Source organism: Halomicrococcus pelagicus (assembly GCF_051917725.1).
Taxonomy (GTDB): domain Archaea; phylum Halobacteriota; class Halobacteria; order Halobacteriales; family Haladaptataceae; genus Halomicrococcus.
This window is the reverse complement of the sequence record NZ_JBQBLX010000002.1, coordinates 346,730-363,274: the sequence shown is the minus strand read 5'-3', so window position 1 is coordinate 363,274 and position 16,545 is coordinate 346,730. Positions and strand designations below refer to the sequence as shown.

Here is a 16,545-nt window from a genome sequence, read left to right as displayed (position 1 = left end):
CTCCGGACTGAGTCTTTTCCTACGATGAGCCGTCTCCGAATAGCGTTCCTGAACGCCGCTCACGAGGGCGAGAACACGCGACGGAACTTCCGTCGAGAACTCGACGCCGACCTCGTCGAGTTCGACGTGACGTCCGGCCATCTCCCCGGCGACTTCGAGTTCGACGGTGCGGTCGTCTCCGGGTCGCGCTCGTCGGTCTACTGGGACGAGCCGTGGATATCGCAGGTGAAGGAGTGGGTCGAGCGGGCCATCGAGACCGGAATGCCGATGCTGGGCGTCTGTTACGGCCACCAGTTGCTCGCGGACGTGCTCGGGGGCGAAGTCCGGGACATGGGCGAGTACGAAATCGGCTACCGCGAGATACGGCACTCGGGCGACTCGCCCCTGTTCGAGGGCGTCGACGAGCGCTTCGTCGCGTTCACGACCCACTCCGACGAGGTGGCCGAACTGCCGCCCGACGCGGAGTCCATCGCCGAGAACGAGTACGGCAACCACGGCTTCCGGAAGGGCGACGTCTTCGGCGTCCAGTTCCACCCCGAGTACGACACGGCCACCGCCGAGGAGGTCACCCGGGGCAAGGACCTGCCGGACGACCGCATCCGGCGCGTCCTCGACGGCATCACCGACGAGAACCACGACGCGGCTTGCGAGGCGAAACTCGTCTTCGAGAACTTCCTCGACTACGTCCGGGACGTGCGAGAGGTTCCGGCGTGAGAGCGACCGAGCGTTCGGCTCGCCGCCCGGGGTCGGTTCCCGCCTCGCCCGCCGTTCGCTCGTGGCGTCGGTCCACTTTCGTCGAATCTCCACCGTCTTCCCCGGCACGAACGGTGCCCCTCCGCAGTACTGCGGTTTGGTCGGTTCAGTTCTCGTCGAAGATATAAACGGCATGAATAGTTAGCCACCAAAGTCACCCTTGAACGCGACTTTCCCTATTGCTATGGAAAACCAGTCGACGGACAGGGAGGAAAGCTTGACACAGGGCACGTCGGCTCCGGCAGGACCGGACTCCGACGTGCCGTCACTCTCGCAGGACGCCCTCTTCGATGCACTCGCGTCCCGACGTAGTCGATACGTTCTCCACTACCTTCGCCGCAACGAGACGCCGGTGACGGTCGCCGAACTCGTCGAGTCGGTCGCGGCGTGGGAGACCGACAAGGCTATCGACCTCGTCTCGAACGAGCACCTCCAGAACGTCCGCACGTCCCTGCGGCACACCCAGTTGCCGAAGCTCGCGATGGCGGGTCTCGTCCAGTACGACGACGACCGCGACCTCGTCGACCAGGGCGTTCACGCCGAGCAGGCCGAGGCCTACCTCGACATCGCGATAACGCGGGACGACGCCGTGTCGTTCGAGGACTGACCGGAGACCGCCGCTCGTCCGACGCCGATGTTTTTCCGGAGCGTTCTCCCGGTATGCGAACGCTCATCACCGACCGACGAGTGGTGACGCCATGAGCGACGACCGACGCCGCTCGTTCCGAGCGGACGCGTCCGGCACGAGCGACTCCGACGCGGCGTTCGAGCGAGTCCGCAGCGCCGTCGAAACCCGACTCGACGCCCGGGCGGCAGACGCCTTCGTCCACGTCGGCGACCGGTTCGACGACCTGCTCCGGCATCTCACGCGATTCTCCGGCCCCGACCGCGACTACGCCGTCGTCTACGCCGACGGCCGGGCGGTGCTCTGTGCGCCGCGCCTCTTCGCCGAGCAGGCGCGCCGGGAGTTCCCGGGCGACGTACGGACCGCCGCGGGCCAGGACGGCACGACCGCCGCCGAGCGAGCGACCGAGACCCTGCAGGAGTTCGACGGCGTGGAGCGACTGCTCGTCCCCGGGAGCGCCCCGTACGACGCCGTCTCGACGCTCGCCGAGACGTTCGCCGTCGCCACCACGGACGCCGACTTCGGGCGGGCGCGAAAGACCGAGGCCGAGCGCGACCGCATCGCGGCAGTCCAGGCGGCGGCCCGGCGCGGGATGGCCCGCGCCGAGGCGGTGCTCGCCGACGCGACGCCGGGTACCGAAGCGGTGTTCCGGGACGGCGAACCGCTGACGACCGAGCGACTCCGGCGCGAGGTGAACGCCGTCCTCGCCGGCAGTGGCGTCCGGAGCGCGGGGAACACCGTCGTCGGCGCGGGGCCGACCTGCGCCGACCTCCACTTCACCGGGGACGCCGAGATACGGCCGGGCGAGACCGTCCTCCTCGACCTCTCGCCGCGCGGCCCGGCGGGCTACTACGGCGACTGCACGCGGACGTTCGTCGTCGGTCCGCTCGGCGAGTGGGAGCAGGCGGCCTACGACGCGGTCTGTGACGCCCAGGACGCCGCGTTCGCCGTGCTCGACGGCGGTGCCGGCACACGGGCGAGCGCCGTCCACGAGCGCGCGACCGAGGTGCTCGGCGACCACGGCTTCGACTCCGGCGCTGTCGAGGTCGGCATGTACCACGGCACGGGCCACGGCGTCGGCCGCTCGCTGCACGAAGCGCCCTCGCTGTCGAGCGACGCCGAACTCGAAGCGGGCAACGTGGTGACGGTCGAACCCGGCGTCTACGACCCCGACCGTGGCGGGGTACGCATCGAGGACCTCGTCGTCGTCACCGAACCGGGGTACGAGAACCTGACCGACTATCCGCGGTGCTGGCGGCCGTCGAGCGAGCGGGAGCGACGGGAGACGGGTCGGAGCGGTCCCGACGTCACGACCCAGTGACCGACGAACGTGCCGAGCAGCGCCGTCGCGCCGGCGACGACGCCGACCGGGGGCCGGGGCCAGACTCGGAAGGCCGAGGCCGGATTCAGAAGGTCGAGGGCCGCGAGCGCGCCACCGACGACGATTCCCGCGGCGAGCGAGACGAACGTGGCCCGGAGGGAGGTGAGGCCCACGTCCCCTTTCGGTGCCCGACCGAGGTACAAACCGGCGACGGTCGCCGGAACCGGAACGTATCGGGGCGGCGGTTCGGCCACCGAGTAGGAGTGTTTTTCACGACCGGTCCCACAGGGACAACCATGCTGGACTACGTCTCACTGGAGGCCGACCTCGACCAGGAGGAGCGGATGATACGGGACACCGCCCGGGAGTTCGTCGAGGAGAACGTCAAGCCGGACGTCGGCGAACACTTCGAGGAGGGCACCTTCCCGACCGAGGTCATCCCCGAGATGGGCGAACTCGGCTTCTACGCGCCGAACCTGGAGGGGTACGGCCTACCAGGGGTCAGCGAGAAAGCGTACGGCCTGCTGATGCAGGAACTGGAGGCGTGCGACTCCGGTCTGCGTTCGATGGCCAGCGTGCAGGGCGCGCTCGTGATGTACCCCATCTACGCCTACGGCTCCGAGGAGCAGAAAGAGCGCTGGCTGCCGGACCTCGGCACGGGCGAGGCGGTGGGCTGTTTCGGCCTGACCGAACCCGAACACGGTTCGAACCCCTCGGGGATGGAGACTCGCGCCGAGAGGGAGGGCGACGAGTACGTGCTGAACGGCTCGAAGACGTGGATCACCAACTCGCCCATCTCGGACGTGGCGGTCGTCTGGGCGCGCGACCACTCCGCCGAGGACGACCCCGTCCGGGGCTTCCTCGTCGAGACCGACCGCGACGGCGTGACGACCAACGAGATAGGGGAGAAGCTCTCGCTGCGGGCCTCCGTCACGGGCGAAATCGGCCTCCAGAACGTCCGGATTCCGAAGGAGAACGTCCTGCCGGACGTCGAGGGGATGAAGGGACCGCTGTCGTGTCTCACGCAGGCCCGCTACGGTATCGCGTGGGGCGCAGTCGGCGCGGCCCGGGACTGCTTCGAGACGGCCCGCGACTACGCCACCGACCGCGAGCAGTTCGGCGGCCCCATCGCGCGGTTCCAGCTCCAGCAGGAGAAGCTCGCGGAGATGGCCACCCAGATAACGACCGCCCAGTTGCTCGCCCACCGGCTCGCGGAACTGAAAGAGCGCGGCGACATGCGCCCCCAGCACGTCTCGATGGCCAAGCGCAACAACGTCCGGATGGCCCGCGACCAGGCCCGCGTCGCCCGCGAGATGCTCGGCGGTAACGGCATCACCACCGACTACCCCCCGATGCGCCACATGGCCAACATGGAGACCGTCTACACCTACGAGGGCACCCACGACATCCACACCCTGGTGCTGGGGGAGGATCTGACCGGGATTGCCGCCTACGAGTAGTCCGGTCACGATGGCGCGGTAATCGCGGGCAGCGACCGGGATTGCCGCCTACGAGTAGTCCGGTCACGATGGCGCGGTAATCGCGGTCAGCGACCGGCATCGCGGCGTACGAACAGCGTCTTTTCCGGGGCTCACCCGCGACCGAAGGTTTATGACGGAAAGCGGAGAAGAGTGAGCCGTCCATCTTCTCGGCCGGAGCCGCAGCACCCGCGCTCGACGGTCGGTGCGCTCCGGCCGGTCGCCGCCCGTCACGCGGCGAACCAACCATGTACGAAGACGAACGAGACGTACGGGAACGAGACGTACGCGAGCGACTGGCATCGCACGCCGACGAGTACGAGGTTCGCGGCCCCCTCCACGAGGTACCGCCCCACGTCACCTACGAGGTCACGCTCGACGGGCGGCGCGCCGTCTGCAAGCTAGCGACGAGCGACGAGGGCGACCCGGCGACCGAAGCCGAAATCCTGCGGCACGTCGGACGGGAGACGTCGATTTCCGTCCCCCGGGTCCTCGCCGCGGGCGTCGACCACTTCGTCGCGGCGTGGTGCGACGACGCACCGCAGGAGGCCGGGGTGGTCGACGAGGCGCGCGCCCGGACGATGGGCGCGGGACTGGCGACGCTCCACGAGGAGACCGCCGTCGACGCCCCCGGCTTCTTCGAGGCGGCGGACGGCGAACTCGCTCTCGACGCCCGCGAGACGTGGCACGAGGCGGTCTGTGCGTTCCTGTCCGACCGGCAGGCGTTCCTGGCGACCCACGACCGGGGACGGGAGTACGCGGACGTGGCGGCCGACGCGCTGGCGTTCGTCCGGGACCGTCCCGGACTGCTCGCCGGGGCGGGCGACCCCGTCCTCTGTCACGGCAACTACCTGCCGGACCACGTCGGGACCGACGGCGGGGACGTGACCTGCGTCATCGACTTCGAGCACGCGCTCGCCGGTCCCGGCGAGCACGACTACTGGCGGACGGCGATTCCGCTCCGCAGTAACGAGGGCGAGCGCGCCGAGTCGGCGTTCCGCGCCGGCTACGAGTCGGTGCGGCCGCTTCCGGACGGCTTCGACGAGCGGGGCGACGTCTACCGACTCGTCAACACTGTGTCGTACATCCGGTCGCTGTTCCTGCAGGGGAACGTCACGGGCGAGGAGGCTGAGCACCGCGCCGAGCGGATGGCCGAGTACGTCCGCGACGCCATCGAGTCGCTCCAGGAGTAGCGGGCGAAGCGGGCGGCCGGAGACCGCGGCGTCGCGGCACGCCGCTCGCCGATACCCAACTCGTGGGCCGCGGCTTTCATTGCTCGCGGCGTCGTGGGAGGTCCGGGATGCAAAATCGACTCATCACGATACTCGTGGTCGCGCTGGTGACCGCGAGCGCGGGAGGGGTGGCAGCGACGGCGTCCGTCGGCCAGCAGGACGACCGAGCGTCGGGCCAGCAGGAACAGCAGCAGGGCCGACAGTGTAACTTCACGCAACTGTACGACCGGGCCATCGACTCGGTCGTCTCGGTACGGGTCACCACCGAGGACGGCCAGGCCGGCCTGGGGTCGGGGTTCCTCTACGACGACAACCTGGTCGTCACGAACCAGCACGTCGTCGCCAACGCGACGAACGTGGAGCTACAGTTCGACCGCGGCGAGTGGCGGACGGCGACCGTCGTCGGCACCGACCCGTACAGCGACCTCGCAGTACTGCGCGTCCGGAACGTTCCGGGGTACGCCGCGCCGCTGCCGGTGGCGGACGGCCAGGCCGAACCCGGCGCACCGGTCGCCGCGCTCGGGAGCCCGCTCGGCCTCCAGGGAACCATCACCCGGGGCATCGTCAGCGGACTCAACCGGACGATTCCCAGCCAGCAGGGGTTCGCCATCCCGGACGTCATCCAGACCGACGCACCGATCAACCCCGGTAACAGCGGCGGGCCGCTGGTCAACTGTGGCGGCGAAGTCGTCGGCGTCAACACCGCCGGCATCCAGGCCAGCGAGAACCTCGGGTTCGCCATCCCAGCAGAGGTGATACGCCGGGTGGTCCCCTCGCTCGTCGAGAACGGGAGCTACAGTCACGCGTTCCTCGGCATCAGTTCGACGGAGCTGTCGCCGGTCGTCGCGGAGGCGAACGGCCTCGAACGTGCGCAGGGCGTGCTCGTCGTCGACGTACTGGCGAACAGCCCCGCTAGCGGCGTCCTGCAGGGTAGCCAGCGCACCCGAACCGTCGAGGGCGTGGAGGTCCCGGTCGGCGGTGACGTCATCGTCCGCGTCGACGGTCAGCCGGTCCAGTCCGCCGAGGACCTCTCCAGCGTCCTCGCGGAGTCGCGGCCCGGCGAGACGGTGACGATGACCGTCGTCCGGAACGGCGAGCGCCAGCAGGTCCGGGTGACGCTCGGAAGACGTTCGCCGCCGGACCAGTGACGCGACCGCTCCGGGTCGCGTCGTCCGGCCCGAGGCGTCACGCGCTCGCGACCGAACGGAGCGTTCAGCCGTCTATCTCGATGCGGCGGACGGCGTCCTCGTCGGCGAGGAGGGGAAGACGGACCTCCAGCACGCCGTTGCGGTAGCTGGCGGTGATGGCGTCGGCGTCGACGTCCTTCGGAATCGAGACGCGCTCGGACGCCTCGCGCGAACGGGCGAACGACTCCTCGCCGTCTTCGTGACTCGCCGCGACGGCGAGGGTGCCGTCCGCGAACGTCAGTTCGATGTCGTCCGTCTCGAAGCCGGGGAGGTCCGCGACCAGGACGAACTCGCCGTCGCGCTCGACGAGGCGAGTGCCCCACTGCTCGCTGCCGGTCGCGGCGCTATCGTACTCGCGGGTCGCGGGAGCAGTCGACCCGTCACGACGCTCGACGTCCGCCTCGTCGGTCGTCTCGACGGTCACGTCGCCGGAACGTCGCGCCTCCGGTTCGCCCGGGGTCCGTCCGCCGGCGTCGCCGTGCCCGCGCACGTCCGCGCCGCTCAGCAGCCACATCTGCGAGCGCATCTGGTCGAACATCCGGTCCATCTCCTCGAAGGGGGTGTAACGTTCCATCGAAATTCACCGATAATTCAGACGTTCCGAGAGTAGATAAAGATAGCTAGAATCGTGATATCACGGTCGACAGCCCCTCTTCCGGGAATCGCCGTCAGATAGCGTTCTTTCGTTCCAGCACCTCGCGCAGTTCCGCCATGTCCGAGACGACCACGTCGCAGGCCGGTTCGACCGCCGGCTTGGGTTCGAAGCCGACCGCCAGACCGGCGACCTCGAGCATCGGCAGGTCGTTCGCACCGTCACCGACCGCCACGGTGTTCACCATGTCGGCGTCGTTCTCCGCGGCGAGTCGCTCCAGCGCCTCGTCCTTCGTTCCCTCGATGAGCGACCCCTCCACCTCGCCGGTCAGCGCCTCGCCGTCGTCCGGCAGGCGGTTTGCGACTATCTCGTCGACGGCGACGCCCTCGCGTTCGAGGGCCGCGCGGACGCCGTCCTCGAAGCCACCGGTGAGGATGGCGACGTACGTTCCCTTCTCCGCGAGCGCGTCGAGCAGGTCGGCCGCGCCCGGCCGCAGGGTCACGTCGCCGTAGGCTTCCTCGGCCGCCTCCAGCGAGAGCCCCTCCAGCAGGGCGGCGCGGTCCCGCAGACTCCGCGCGTAGCTGATCTCGTCGTTCATCGCCCGCGCGGTGATGGCGGCCATCTCCTCGGCGACGTCGACGCTCTCCGCGCGGCCGTCCGTCGACCGTCGCTCGACGGTCCCCTGGCGCTCGCCGAGCAGGACCGTCATCTCCGAGTCCGAGAGCGTGCCGTCGAAGTCGAACGCGACTACCTTCATTCACTCCCGCGTTCGTCGTCGGCCGGGTTAAAAGAGGGTGTTCCCGGCAGATAGTCGTCCGTTCGGTCGGAACGGGATTCTCCCACCTTGGAATTTAATCCTCTCTGGCGGTAAAGAAACGGAAAGCTATCCGCCACCCTGCCAGTAAGCAAAATTATAAAACCTATCGTTCATATTTGGTTCCTGATGTCAGGACAGTCAGACAGCGGCCAACAAGCGAACGTACAGACGCAGGGACAGACCCCGGCGCAACCACAACCGCAACCCGGCGCACATCCGCAGCAGGAGTCGCTCGGGCAACTGTTGACGAAGCCGCGCACGAAGGAGTACCTGAAGTTCTTCACCGGAATGTACGCCATCGTCGGACTCGCCGTCGGGCTGAGTCTCGTCGCCGTCGGCCTCCTCGGCGGTGCGGTGCTCCAGCCCGACCTCAGCGGGACGGTGTCGAACGTGCTGGAGGACAACGTCGAGAACCTCGGCGCGATACTTAGCCAGATGCACATGAACCGGCTGGCGTCGCAGGCTATCAACGGTGCGCCGCTGCTCGCGGCCCTGCTCGGCGTCCTCACCGGCACGTACGTCGGCACCACCCTCGACGTCGCGGACCGCGAGGCGTACGTCAACGCCGCCGCGAGTTCCGCCGTCGGCTCGTTCGTGCTGGTGACGCTGGTGGGCTTCCTCGCCTCGACCCAGATAGAGCCCGTCCCCACCCCCGAGCTCTCCAGCCAGGCCCAGCAGCTCAGCACCGAAGCGCAGATGACCACCAGCGCCGGCATGGGTGCCGTCGAGGGAATCCCATCGGCCATCCTCGTCGGCGGGACGAAGCTCGCCGTGAGCAATCTGCTGCTCAACGCCGCCCTCGTCGGCGTCGTGGTCGCCGTCCTCTCGGCCGGTGCCGTCTACGTCGTGCGGAACTTCGCCCCCGAGGCGTAACGTCGAACGCTCGCGGTCGCCGCCCTCCCGGTTCGCCGGGTCCATCCGCGCACCGCCGCTGGCTGGCGCGGGGTGGAGTTCGGACCCCGCTCTTCTCGCCCGCACGAACGTCCGACAGCTCCGCCCGGAAAATTTTCTCGTTAGAATTGTAGAAATATATTGGCAAGGTTCGCAGGCAGAGAAAGGGTTATCCCGATGAGAACGTCCTATCTTGCTATGAAGGTACTCGTAACGGACCCTATCGCCGACGCGGGCCTCGAGCGGTTCCGCGATGCGGGCCACGACGTGGAGACCGCCTACGACGTCGAGGGTGACGCGCTCCTGAACGCCGTCTCGGACGCGAACGCGCTCGTCGTCCGCTCCGGGACCGACGTCTCACGCGAGGTGTTCGAAGCCGCGTCCGACCTCGTCATCGTCGGCCGCGCCGGCATCGGCGTCGACAACATCGACATCGACGCCGCCACCGAACACGGCGTCATCGTCGCCAACGCGCCCCAGGGCAACGTCCGCGCCGCCGCCGAGCACACCGTCGCCATGGCGTTCGCGGTCGCGCGCTCCATCCCGCAGGCCCACGCCCGCCTCCGGAACGGCGAGTGGGCGAAAGGCGACTACCTCGGCACCGAACTGAACGGCAAGACGCTCGGCATCCTCGGCCTCGGTCGGGTCGGCCAGGAGGTCGCACGCAAGCTCGACGGCCTCGGGATGGACCTCGTCGCCTACGACCCCTACATCAGCGAGGAGCGCGCCGCCCAGCTCGGCGCGGAACTCGTCGACCTCGACGGCTGCCTCGCTCGCGCCGACTTCCTCACCGTCCACACGCCGCTGACCCCCGAGACGGAGGGACTCATCGGCGACGAGGAGCTCGCGCAGCTCGAGGGCGGGTACGTCGTCAACTGCGCGCGCGGCGGCGTCGTCGACGAGCAGGCGCTCGCCGACGCCGTCGAAGACGGCGTCCTCGCGGGCGCTGCGGTGGACGTGTTCGCCGACGAACCCGTCTCCCCGGACAACCCGCTGCTCGACGTCGACGACGTGGTCGTCACGCCGCACCTCGGCGCGAGTACCGAGGCCGCCCAGGAGAACGTCGCCACCAGCACCGCCGACCAGGTGCTCGCCGCCTTCGACGAGGAACCGGTGATGAACGCGCTGAACGCCCCGTCCATCGAGAAGAGCGCGTTCCCGCGCGTCGAGCCGTACATCGCCATCGGCGAGACCGCCGGCAAGATAGCCACGCAACTGCTGGACGAGCGCATCGAGCGCGTCGAGGTGAGTTACGAGGGCGACATCGCCGAGGAGGACGTGGAACTCGTCACGGCGAGCGCCCAGAAGGGCGTCTTCGAACCGCTGGAGTGGCAGGTCAACGCCGTCAACGCGCCCCAGATAGCGGAGGAGCGCGGCGTCGAGGTCACCGAGAGCAAGACCCGCCAGGCCGAGGACTTCCAGAGCCTGGTCGCGGTCACCGTCGCCGGCAAGGACGAGGAGATAACCGTCGAAGGGACGCTGTTCGCGGGCGACGACCCGCGCATCGTCCGCATCGACGGCTACCGCGTCGACGCCATCCCGCACGGGCACATGGTCGTCGCGCGCAACCGCGACGAACCCGGCGTCATCGGGTTCGTCGGCACCGTCCTCGGCGAGCACGGCGTCAACATCGCGGGGATGTTCAACGCTCGCGGCACCATCGGCGGCGAGGCGCTCTCCGTCTACAATCTGGACGACGCACTCACCGACGAGGCGAAAGAAGCCCTGGAAGCCGACGAGCGCATGATAGAAGTTCGTTACATCCAGCTGAACGGCACCGAGTAACCGTCTACTCCTCCTGCGTCGCGGCGGGGAAGTCCGTCAGTGCCGTCTGCTCGTCGTCCCGCTGTTCGCGCCGTTCGAGTCGCGAGAGCGGGAACGAGTAGCGCCGCAGGTGGCGCGGCTGGATCTCTCCCGGGCCGAGGTCGTTCGGAAGCGGGTAGAGCAGTTCGACCACCGGGTCGTCGTCCGGATAGTCGACGTTGTTCGGGTACTCCGCGACGGTGCAGTCGCGGTCCGGCACCTCGACCTCGTCGGCGCGCCGGTCGGTCACCTCGACGACGACCAGCAGGTCGCCCGACTCCCGGTCGACGACCGGCGTTCCCGTCGGCAGGTCGCAGTGCTCGCAGAGGTGGACGCCGTCGGCGTTCTCGTCGACGAACACCGTCGTTCCGCAGGACGTACACTCCGCGGCCTTCTCGCCCGGCGGGGGGACGCGCCCCTCGTTGATCTCGATGGCGACCCGGCGAACGTGCTTGCACCGGACGCCGCGGAACATGTGGTCCGGGCAGGTACACCGGCCGCCGGGGAGGTCGACGAAGTACGTCTCGTCGCTCTGGCTTTCGACTTCGTAGAGACCGCCGCCGAGCGGCGCGACGGCCATCCGCTCCGCACGGGCGCGCTGGGAGCGAGCGTCCTCCTCGCCCGTCTCGCGGAGCGGTGCTAGCGATGCTTTCCTGGAAGCGGCTGTGTTTGGCATAGTTGCTTCCTCCTGTGCGGTCCGTCTCGACACGGCTACCGTGGCTGCTGTCTCGGCGCTGTCCGGCGTTCTCGTCGCGCCGTCCGTCGGGTCCGCGTATCTAATCGTAGGGGCTGGACGCTGGTAAGAGTTTCACCTGTTTCTGCAATCTCACACGCCTCTCGCGGCTAGATTCGGCGGTAACGGCGGCTTGAACTACCCCCGCTTCGGCGACCGGGAGGCGTAGTCGATTCGACCGGCCGACGAAGGGTCGACGAGGGAGGGCCAGGGGCCGACGAGCGGGGAGAGCGAGGAGAGCGAGGCGGGTGCGAGAGCAGTCGGACCGCTGCGCGTTCGACGCGGTCGGAGCGACTTCGAAACGCAGTGTTTTTGAAACCACCGCGGGAACGGACGCCCATGAACGTCGAGCGCGAAACGCTCCGCGATATCGTCATCTCCGTCGCTGCGGTCGGGTTCTTCATCGTCGCGACCATGGTCGTCGGTATGCGGTTCGACAGCGGCGGTCTGACGGAGCAGGGAGCGCTCGCCATCGTCGGTATCATCGTCGCCTTCGTCGTCCTGATGAGCGGTATCGGCTACTGGCTGGCCAACCAGCACTAGAACTACGCTTCTCGTTCGCGCCAGTCCGTTACCTCGCCGCCGTCGGCCAGCGCGTCCTCGTAGTACGCCATGGGGTGCGTGATGGACTCGCAGCGCTCGTCCGGGTCGACGCAGTCGCCGTACGCCTGCATCGTCGCACAGCTCGGCGGCGCGTACTGGCCGTCGCCGTCGTCGGCGACGCGTTCGACCCGGTAGCGTACCCTGTCGGCCTGCGACCCGGACTCGACCGCACAGAACGACAGTACCTCGTCGGCGTCGAGACCGATGCCGGTGAGGAACGCGACCAGCGAGAACCACGAGTGGTCGTCCAGCGCGTCGTCGCTCCGCGCACGCTCGACCAGCGCCTTCATACACGGCGGGAAGAGCGGCGGTGCGAGCGTGTCGATGTCGTGGGAGAAGTCGGCGTCCGTGAACGACGACTCCAGTTCCGACACCTCGTCGGCGAGACCAGCCGCGAGTTCCTCGGGCACGTCCAGCGGGAGGTCGGCCGCCACGCGGGCTTTCACCGACTCCCGGAGGAGTTCGTGGAGTTCGGCCGCCGTAACGGCGACCCACCCGTCGCCGAGTCGTCGTCCGGCGAGTCGCCACCGGTCCCCGCGCAGGTCGGCCGCGAGCGAGAGGTAGGTGCCGACCGCGACGCCGAACCCCTCCCGACGTCGCTCCACCGCGTCCGCGAGGTCGAAGTCCGCGAGCAGCGCGTCGAGGTCGATGGTCTCGCGCGTCCGGTCGTCCTGGTGTTCGAAGTCGTACGTGAACGTCTCGTAGGCGGTGTCCGCCTCCGCGCTGGCGTACTTGTCCACGGCCCCGGGCGCGTCCAGCAGCGAGACGAGCAGGCGCGCGACGGGGTAGGAGAGCAGTTCCGCGCTCGTGTTCCAGCGCCGGCCGTCTTCGGGCGGTCGGACCGTGCCGTCCATCAGCGCCCGGCGCACGCGTTCGACGCCGCGCTCGACGGCGGGATGGCGGTCGCCGTCGCTGGAGACGACGGCGGCGATCTCCACGTCCGCCTCGCGGACCGCGTCGCGGGCCGCCGACAGGAACGGGTACCGGGCGTGGAGCGCGTTCATGCTATCCCGTTCCGAACCGGTCCCCGATAAACGCGACGGTCCGGCGGTAACGAGCGATTACCCCGCCGCGCCGGTTCGACGCCGGAAGGAAACGCGCCGTTACGCGCGCCGGAGCGAACCCAACGGGTTATTACCGCGGCGTTCGAACGCCGGTGCGTGCCACGTTTCGAGTACCCCTGTCCGGACTGCCGGACCACGACGAACCTCCACGGCCCGGACTGCCGGTTCGACGGGGAGCCCTGGGCCGACATCGAGAAGGCCTACGTCGACGTGGTGGCCGTCCTCTCGGCCGAGGCCCGTACCGAACGCGAACTGCGCGACGCCGCCCACGGCAGTTGGGACGCGCTCCACGAGGCGGCGCTCGACCGCCTGCGCCACGAACAGCGCGTCGTCGAGACGGACGGCGCGCTCCGCCTGCTGTCGGCCGAGGAGTTCCGCGAGACCGTCTCGGAACCGACCATCGAGCCGATGCGCACCATCTACGAGAAGGGCAGCGTCCCGGGTTGTCACGACAACGCCGTCTTCGCCATGGTCGCCTGGTACGAGATGGTCGGTCTCTCCTGGGAGGAGACCCGCGAGAACGTGGTCGAGTGGCTGCGGGACAGCGGGACGTGGGACCGGGGCGGCTTCGAGGAGTCCTCGCCCGGAGAACTGGTCGACGAGAAGCGCCACGTCTACGAGACGGGCTACGGCTGGAAGGAAAAGGCGGAGGCCGCGAAGTCGGTCATCGACCGGAGTCTGTAGGCCGAAGGAGACGTAGAACGCTCAGTTGCTCTGGATGCGCGGCGCGAGCATGTAGGAGACCTGCCCCAGCCCCTCCGCTATCTCGAAGTGCATCTTGACGGGGAACTCCTCGCCGAGTTCGACGGAGACCTCGCCGTTCTTCGGGATTGCCTTGTTCATGTCCTTGAGATAGTCGAGAGAGAACAGCGAGTGCGCCGGGCCGACGGTGAGGTCGATGAGGTCCTCGCGGGTGAGTTCGAGGTGGACGTCGTCGGTGTCGCCCTCCGCGTCGACGTAGAAGAGTTCGTCGTCCTCGTCGACGCCGAGCGCGATGTGGTCGCTCACCATGTCGGCGGCGGTGACGGCGCGGTCGATGTCCGTGCCCTCGATGACGACGTTCGCCGAGAGGTCGAGGTCCGGGATGTCCGGCTCCTGACGGATGGAGTCCGGGTCGATGAGCGCGAGCGTGTACTCCAGGCCGTCGATCTGGATGTGGAGCTTTCGCGTCTCCTCGTCGAGTTCCATCTCGACGAGCTGGTCGGAGTTCGCCATGCCGGCGATGCTGTCCAGTCGGTCGAGGTTGACGCCGATGACGCCACCGTCGGCCTCGTAGGATTCGAACGCCTCGGCGTCGAGCTGCAGGTCCACCATCCCGACGTTCGCCGGGTCGACCGCCTTGATAGAGAGGCCATCCTCTTCGAGGTGGATCTTGCACTCGTCCACCAGCACGCCCACGGAGTCGATAGTAGTCCGGAGCGTGTCGGCACTCACGATAGCCTTGAACATGTTGGCGGAGGCTACGAAACCCCGCCATAAAAAGTCACCCGTTCGCGCGCGTGGGCGCGAGAGGCGCTCCCGTCCGCCTGTCTCTCTCCCGTCCGCCGGTCCTCGCTCGACCCCACCTTTCCCGCCGTCCTCCTCGCCCGTCCGTCCTCGTTCGCCCAGGCTCGTCCGCCCTCCATCCTCCTCGCTTCTCACTCCCGGCCGGCGACCCACTCGACCAGCGGTTCGAGCCGGTCGGCGAGTTCGCACCCGTCGTCGGTGAGTTCGTACTCGACCCGCGGCGGAATCTCGTCGTACTGCGTCCGGTCGACCAGCCCCGCCGACTGCAGGTCGTCCAGCCGCGCCGACAGCGTCGACGTGCTGGCGTCCGGGAAGTGGGTTTCGAGGTCGCCGAACCGGAGTCGTCCGTGCGCGTCGACAGCGCAGACGACCGGGATGGCGTACTTTCTTCCCAGGACGTCTATCACGTCGGTGAGCGGACAGTAGCAAGTCGGATCTCCGGTCGGACAGTCGCTCTCGGTCATAGCTTCGAGCCTCCGAATCTACTCCTATGCTTTGGACTCCGTATCTTAATAGCTTCGGGTTCCAAAGTGTAGTCGCATGACGCACGACAGCCCAGAAAAGACGGTGTCGTTCGAAGAGTCGTCGTACCGAAACCGAGCGGTCCCCCCGGAACTCGGCGCGCGGTTCGCACGGGCGTTCGACCTCTCGGATCGACCGGAAACGCTCGGCGAGTGGGTCGAGCAGTTCCGGCGTCGCGCCCGGACGGCCACCGACTGGCCGCCGGCCGTCGAGGACCTCTGTCTTACCGACGACTCGCGCCACGAGGCCACCGTCGACGGCGAGACGAGGTACTTCCACTGTGACCTCGACGCACTCCTCGTCCCGTTCCTGACCGACGGCACGGTTCGCATCCGCTCCGAGACGCCGGTCGACGCGGAGACCGTCGTCGCGGAGGTCGGGCGCGAGAGCATGACGTTCGCGCCGTCGGACGCGGTGCTGTCGCTCGGCGCGGGCGACGCCGCGACGGACGGCTTCGACCCGGAAGTCGCGTACGGGCAGATCTGCACCTACGTGAACGCCTTCGCGTCGATGGCGGAGTACGAGCGGTGGGCCGAGACGGTGCCGGAGGCGGAGACGATGGCGATACCCTTCGCGGGCGGACTTGGGATGGCCGGCGAGATGGTCCGGGCGGGAGAGCGAAGCGCGTAAACGCCAGCGTCGGTAACGTGACAGCAAGTAAATGACGAAGGACCACTACTACAACAAGTCCAAACAGGAGGGGTATCGCTCCCGGTCGGCGTACAAGCTCCAGCAGATAGACGACGAGGCCGACCTCCTCCACGAGGGCGCGACGGTGGTCGACCTCGGCGCGGCCCCCGGCGGCTGGCTCCAGGTCGCGGCCCAGCGCGTCGGCGAGTCGGGGACGGTCGTCGGCGTCGACCTCCAGCGCATCGACCCGCTGGACGGCGTCGAGACCGTCAGGGGCGACATGACCGACGAGGAGACCCGCGAGGACGTCGTCGAGACCGTCGGCGAGGCGGACGTGGTGATGTCGGACATGGCCCCGAACATGACCGGCGAGTACACCGTCGACCACGCGCGCTCGGTCCACCTCGCTCGCCAGGCGTTCGAGACGGCCACGGAACTGCTCGAGTCGGGCGGGGACTTCGTCGTGAAGGTGTTCCAGGGGCCGGACCTGGACGACTTCCGGGCGGACGTCGAGGACGAGTTCCAGTACGTCCGAACGATGAGTCCGGACGCCTCCCGGGACGAGTCCTCGGAGGTGTACCTGGTCGCCCGGGGTCGGCTCACCGCGCCGGTTCGCGAGGGTGACAGGCTGGAAGTCACCATCGAGGACGTCGGCAGCGAGGGCGACGGCGTCGCCAAGGTGGAGAACTACACGCTGTTCGTTCCCGGCACGGAGGAGGGCGAGACGGTCGAGATACGCGTCGACCAGGTGAAGCCGCGGTTCGGGTTCGCAGAACGCGTCGACTGAC

General features: G+C 68.5%; 18 protein-coding genes. 12 read left to right on the top strand and 6 right to left on the bottom strand.

What is annotated here, in order from left to right:
* Nucleotides 1-24: 24 nt before the first annotated feature.
* The 6 genes from ACTF4R_RS06600 (at nt 25) to ACTF4R_RS06575 (ending at nt 6,557) form a co-directional block, all read left to right on the top strand.
* A complete protein-coding gene (locus tag ACTF4R_RS06600) occupies nt 25-714 on the top strand; it encodes a type 1 glutamine amidotransferase (RefSeq protein ID WP_440007094.1) in 690 nt (229 codons plus the stop codon).
* Nucleotides 715-970: 256 nt separating this feature from the next.
* On the top strand, nt 971-1,360 hold the full coding sequence (locus ACTF4R_RS06595) for a DUF7344 domain-containing protein (RefSeq protein WP_440007093.1): 390 nt from the start codon (nt 971-973) through the stop codon (nt 1,358-1,360).
* 91 nt (nt 1,361-1,451) lie between these two features.
* On the top strand, nt 1,452-2,699 hold the full coding sequence (locus ACTF4R_RS06590; RefSeq protein WP_440007092.1) for a M24 family metallopeptidase: 1,248 nt from the start codon (nt 1,452-1,454) through the stop codon (nt 2,697-2,699).
* 296 nt (nt 2,700-2,995) lie between these two features.
* Nucleotides 2,996-4,159, top strand: coding sequence for an acyl-CoA dehydrogenase family protein (locus ACTF4R_RS06585; RefSeq protein WP_440007570.1), 1,164 nt, complete (start codon nt 2,996-2,998; stop codon nt 4,157-4,159).
* A gap of 266 nt (nt 4,160-4,425) precedes the next feature.
* Entirely contained in the window at nt 4,426-5,370 is a 945-nt protein-coding gene (locus ACTF4R_RS06580; RefSeq protein WP_440007091.1) for a phosphotransferase family protein, read from the top strand.
* Nucleotides 5,371-5,477: 107 nt separating this feature from the next.
* Nucleotides 5,478-6,557, top strand: a complete 1,080-nt coding sequence (locus tag ACTF4R_RS06575; RefSeq protein WP_440007090.1) for a S1C family serine protease — start codon at nt 5,478-5,480, stop codon at nt 6,555-6,557.
* A 64-nt stretch (nt 6,558-6,621) separates the two neighbouring features.
* Here ACTF4R_RS06575 and ACTF4R_RS06570 read toward each other — a convergent pair whose 3' ends face one another.
* Complete coding sequence (locus tag ACTF4R_RS06570) at nt 6,622-7,170, bottom strand: Hsp20/alpha crystallin family protein (RefSeq protein WP_440007089.1); 549 nt, start codon at nt 7,168-7,170, stop codon at nt 6,622-6,624.
* 94 nt (nt 7,171-7,264) lie between these two features.
* Nucleotides 7,265-7,945: an HAD family hydrolase gene (locus tag ACTF4R_RS06565; RefSeq protein ID WP_440007088.1), complete on the bottom strand. Its 681-nt coding sequence runs from the start codon at nt 7,943-7,945 to the stop codon at nt 7,265-7,267.
* 186 nt (nt 7,946-8,131) lie between these two features.
* On the opposite strand from ACTF4R_RS06565, the gene ACTF4R_RS06560 reads away from it, so the two are divergent.
* Nucleotides 8,132-8,878 (top strand): hypothetical protein, encoded by a 747-nt coding sequence (locus tag ACTF4R_RS06560; protein ID WP_440007087.1) that lies wholly within the window; start codon nt 8,132-8,134, stop codon nt 8,876-8,878.
* Between the two features lie 216 nt (nt 8,879-9,094).
* A complete protein-coding gene (gene serA / locus ACTF4R_RS06555; RefSeq protein WP_440007086.1) occupies nt 9,095-10,681 on the top strand; it encodes a phosphoglycerate dehydrogenase in 1,587 nt (528 codons plus the stop codon).
* Nucleotides 10,682-10,685: 4 nt separating this feature from the next.
* Here serA and ACTF4R_RS06550 read toward each other — a convergent pair whose 3' ends face one another.
* Nucleotides 10,686-11,375: an SWIM zinc finger family protein gene (locus ACTF4R_RS06550; protein WP_440007085.1), complete on the bottom strand. Its 690-nt coding sequence runs from the start codon at nt 11,373-11,375 to the stop codon at nt 10,686-10,688.
* A 396-nt stretch (nt 11,376-11,771) separates the two neighbouring features.
* On the opposite strand from ACTF4R_RS06550, the gene ACTF4R_RS06545 reads away from it, so the two are divergent.
* Nucleotides 11,772-11,975 carry a DUF7472 family protein gene (locus ACTF4R_RS06545; RefSeq protein ID WP_433626259.1) on the top strand — a complete coding sequence of 68 codons (204 nt, stop codon included), beginning with the start codon at nt 11,772-11,774 and terminating at the stop codon, nt 11,973-11,975.
* Nucleotides 11,976-11,977: 2 nt separating this feature from the next.
* On the opposite strand, the gene ACTF4R_RS06540 is transcribed toward ACTF4R_RS06545, so the two are convergent.
* Entirely contained in the window at nt 11,978-13,039 is a 1,062-nt protein-coding gene (locus tag ACTF4R_RS06540) for a DNA primase large subunit PriL (protein ID WP_440007084.1), read from the bottom strand.
* A gap of 156 nt (nt 13,040-13,195) precedes the next feature.
* On the opposite strand from ACTF4R_RS06540, the gene ACTF4R_RS06535 reads away from it, so the two are divergent.
* Entirely contained in the window at nt 13,196-13,783 is a 588-nt protein-coding gene (locus ACTF4R_RS06535) for a DUF7474 family protein (protein ID WP_440007083.1), read from the top strand.
* Between the two features lie 21 nt (nt 13,784-13,804).
* Here the strand turns inward: ACTF4R_RS06535 and ACTF4R_RS06530 are convergent, their stop codons facing one another.
* Together ACTF4R_RS06530 and ACTF4R_RS06525 are read right to left on the bottom strand one after the other, a co-directional pair.
* A complete protein-coding gene (locus ACTF4R_RS06530) occupies nt 13,805-14,548 on the bottom strand; it encodes a DNA polymerase sliding clamp (protein ID WP_113274725.1) in 744 nt (247 codons plus the stop codon).
* A gap of 188 nt (nt 14,549-14,736) precedes the next feature.
* Nucleotides 14,737-15,069, bottom strand: coding sequence for a winged helix-turn-helix transcriptional regulator (locus ACTF4R_RS06525; RefSeq protein ID WP_440007082.1), 333 nt, complete (start codon nt 15,067-15,069; stop codon nt 14,737-14,739).
* A gap of 76 nt (nt 15,070-15,145) precedes the next feature.
* Here ACTF4R_RS06525 and merB point away from each other — a divergent pair, with 76 nt between their 5' ends.
* Together merB and ACTF4R_RS06515 are read left to right on the top strand one after the other, a co-directional pair.
* Nucleotides 15,146-15,757: an organomercurial lyase gene (gene merB / locus ACTF4R_RS06520; RefSeq protein ID WP_440007081.1), complete on the top strand. Its 612-nt coding sequence runs from the start codon at nt 15,146-15,148 to the stop codon at nt 15,755-15,757.
* A 31-nt stretch (nt 15,758-15,788) separates the two neighbouring features.
* On the top strand, nt 15,789-16,544 hold the full coding sequence (locus ACTF4R_RS06515) for an RlmE family RNA methyltransferase (protein ID WP_440007080.1): 756 nt from the start codon (nt 15,789-15,791) through the stop codon (nt 16,542-16,544).
* Nucleotide 16,545: the final 1 nt, after the last annotated feature.

Coding starts and splice junctions, on each gene's coding strand:
- ACTF4R_RS06590 (WP_440007092.1), top strand. CDS start 1,452: ATGAGCGACGACCGACGCCGCTCGTTCCGAGCGGACGCGTCCGGCACG.
- ACTF4R_RS06585 (WP_440007570.1), top strand. CDS start 2,996: ATGCTGGACTACGTCTCACTGGAGGCCGACCTCGACCAGGAGGAGCGG.
- ACTF4R_RS06545 (WP_433626259.1), top strand. CDS start 11,772: ATGAACGTCGAGCGCGAAACGCTCCGCGATATCGTCATCTCCGTCGCT.
- merB (WP_440007081.1), top strand. CDS start 15,146: ATGACGCACGACAGCCCAGAAAAGACGGTGTCGTTCGAAGAGTCGTCG.
- ACTF4R_RS06530 (WP_113274725.1), bottom strand. CDS start 14,548: ATGTTCAAGGCTATCGTGAGTGCCGACACGCTCCGGACTACTATCGAC.
- ACTF4R_RS06575 (WP_440007090.1), top strand. CDS start 5,478: ATGCAAAATCGACTCATCACGATACTCGTGGTCGCGCTGGTGACCGCG.
- ACTF4R_RS06570 (WP_440007089.1), bottom strand. CDS start 7,170: ATGGAACGTTACACCCCCTTCGAGGAGATGGACCGGATGTTCGACCAG.
- ACTF4R_RS06565 (WP_440007088.1), bottom strand. CDS start 7,945: ATGAAGGTAGTCGCGTTCGACTTCGACGGCACGCTCTCGGACTCGGAG.
- ACTF4R_RS06560 (WP_440007087.1), top strand. CDS start 8,132: ATGTCAGGACAGTCAGACAGCGGCCAACAAGCGAACGTACAGACGCAG.
- ACTF4R_RS06600 (WP_440007094.1), top strand. CDS start 25: ATGAGCCGTCTCCGAATAGCGTTCCTGAACGCCGCTCACGAGGGCGAG.
- ACTF4R_RS06525 (WP_440007082.1), bottom strand. CDS start 15,069: ATGACCGAGAGCGACTGTCCGACCGGAGATCCGACTTGCTACTGTCCG.
- ACTF4R_RS06540 (WP_440007084.1), bottom strand. CDS start 13,039: ATGAACGCGCTCCACGCCCGGTACCCGTTCCTGTCGGCGGCCCGCGAC.
- ACTF4R_RS06580 (WP_440007091.1), top strand. CDS start 4,426: ATGTACGAAGACGAACGAGACGTACGGGAACGAGACGTACGCGAGCGA.
- ACTF4R_RS06515 (WP_440007080.1), top strand. CDS start 15,789: ATGACGAAGGACCACTACTACAACAAGTCCAAACAGGAGGGGTATCGC.
- serA (WP_440007086.1), top strand. CDS start 9,095: ATGAAGGTACTCGTAACGGACCCTATCGCCGACGCGGGCCTCGAGCGG.
- ACTF4R_RS06550 (WP_440007085.1), bottom strand. CDS start 11,375: ATGCCAAACACAGCCGCTTCCAGGAAAGCATCGCTAGCACCGCTCCGC.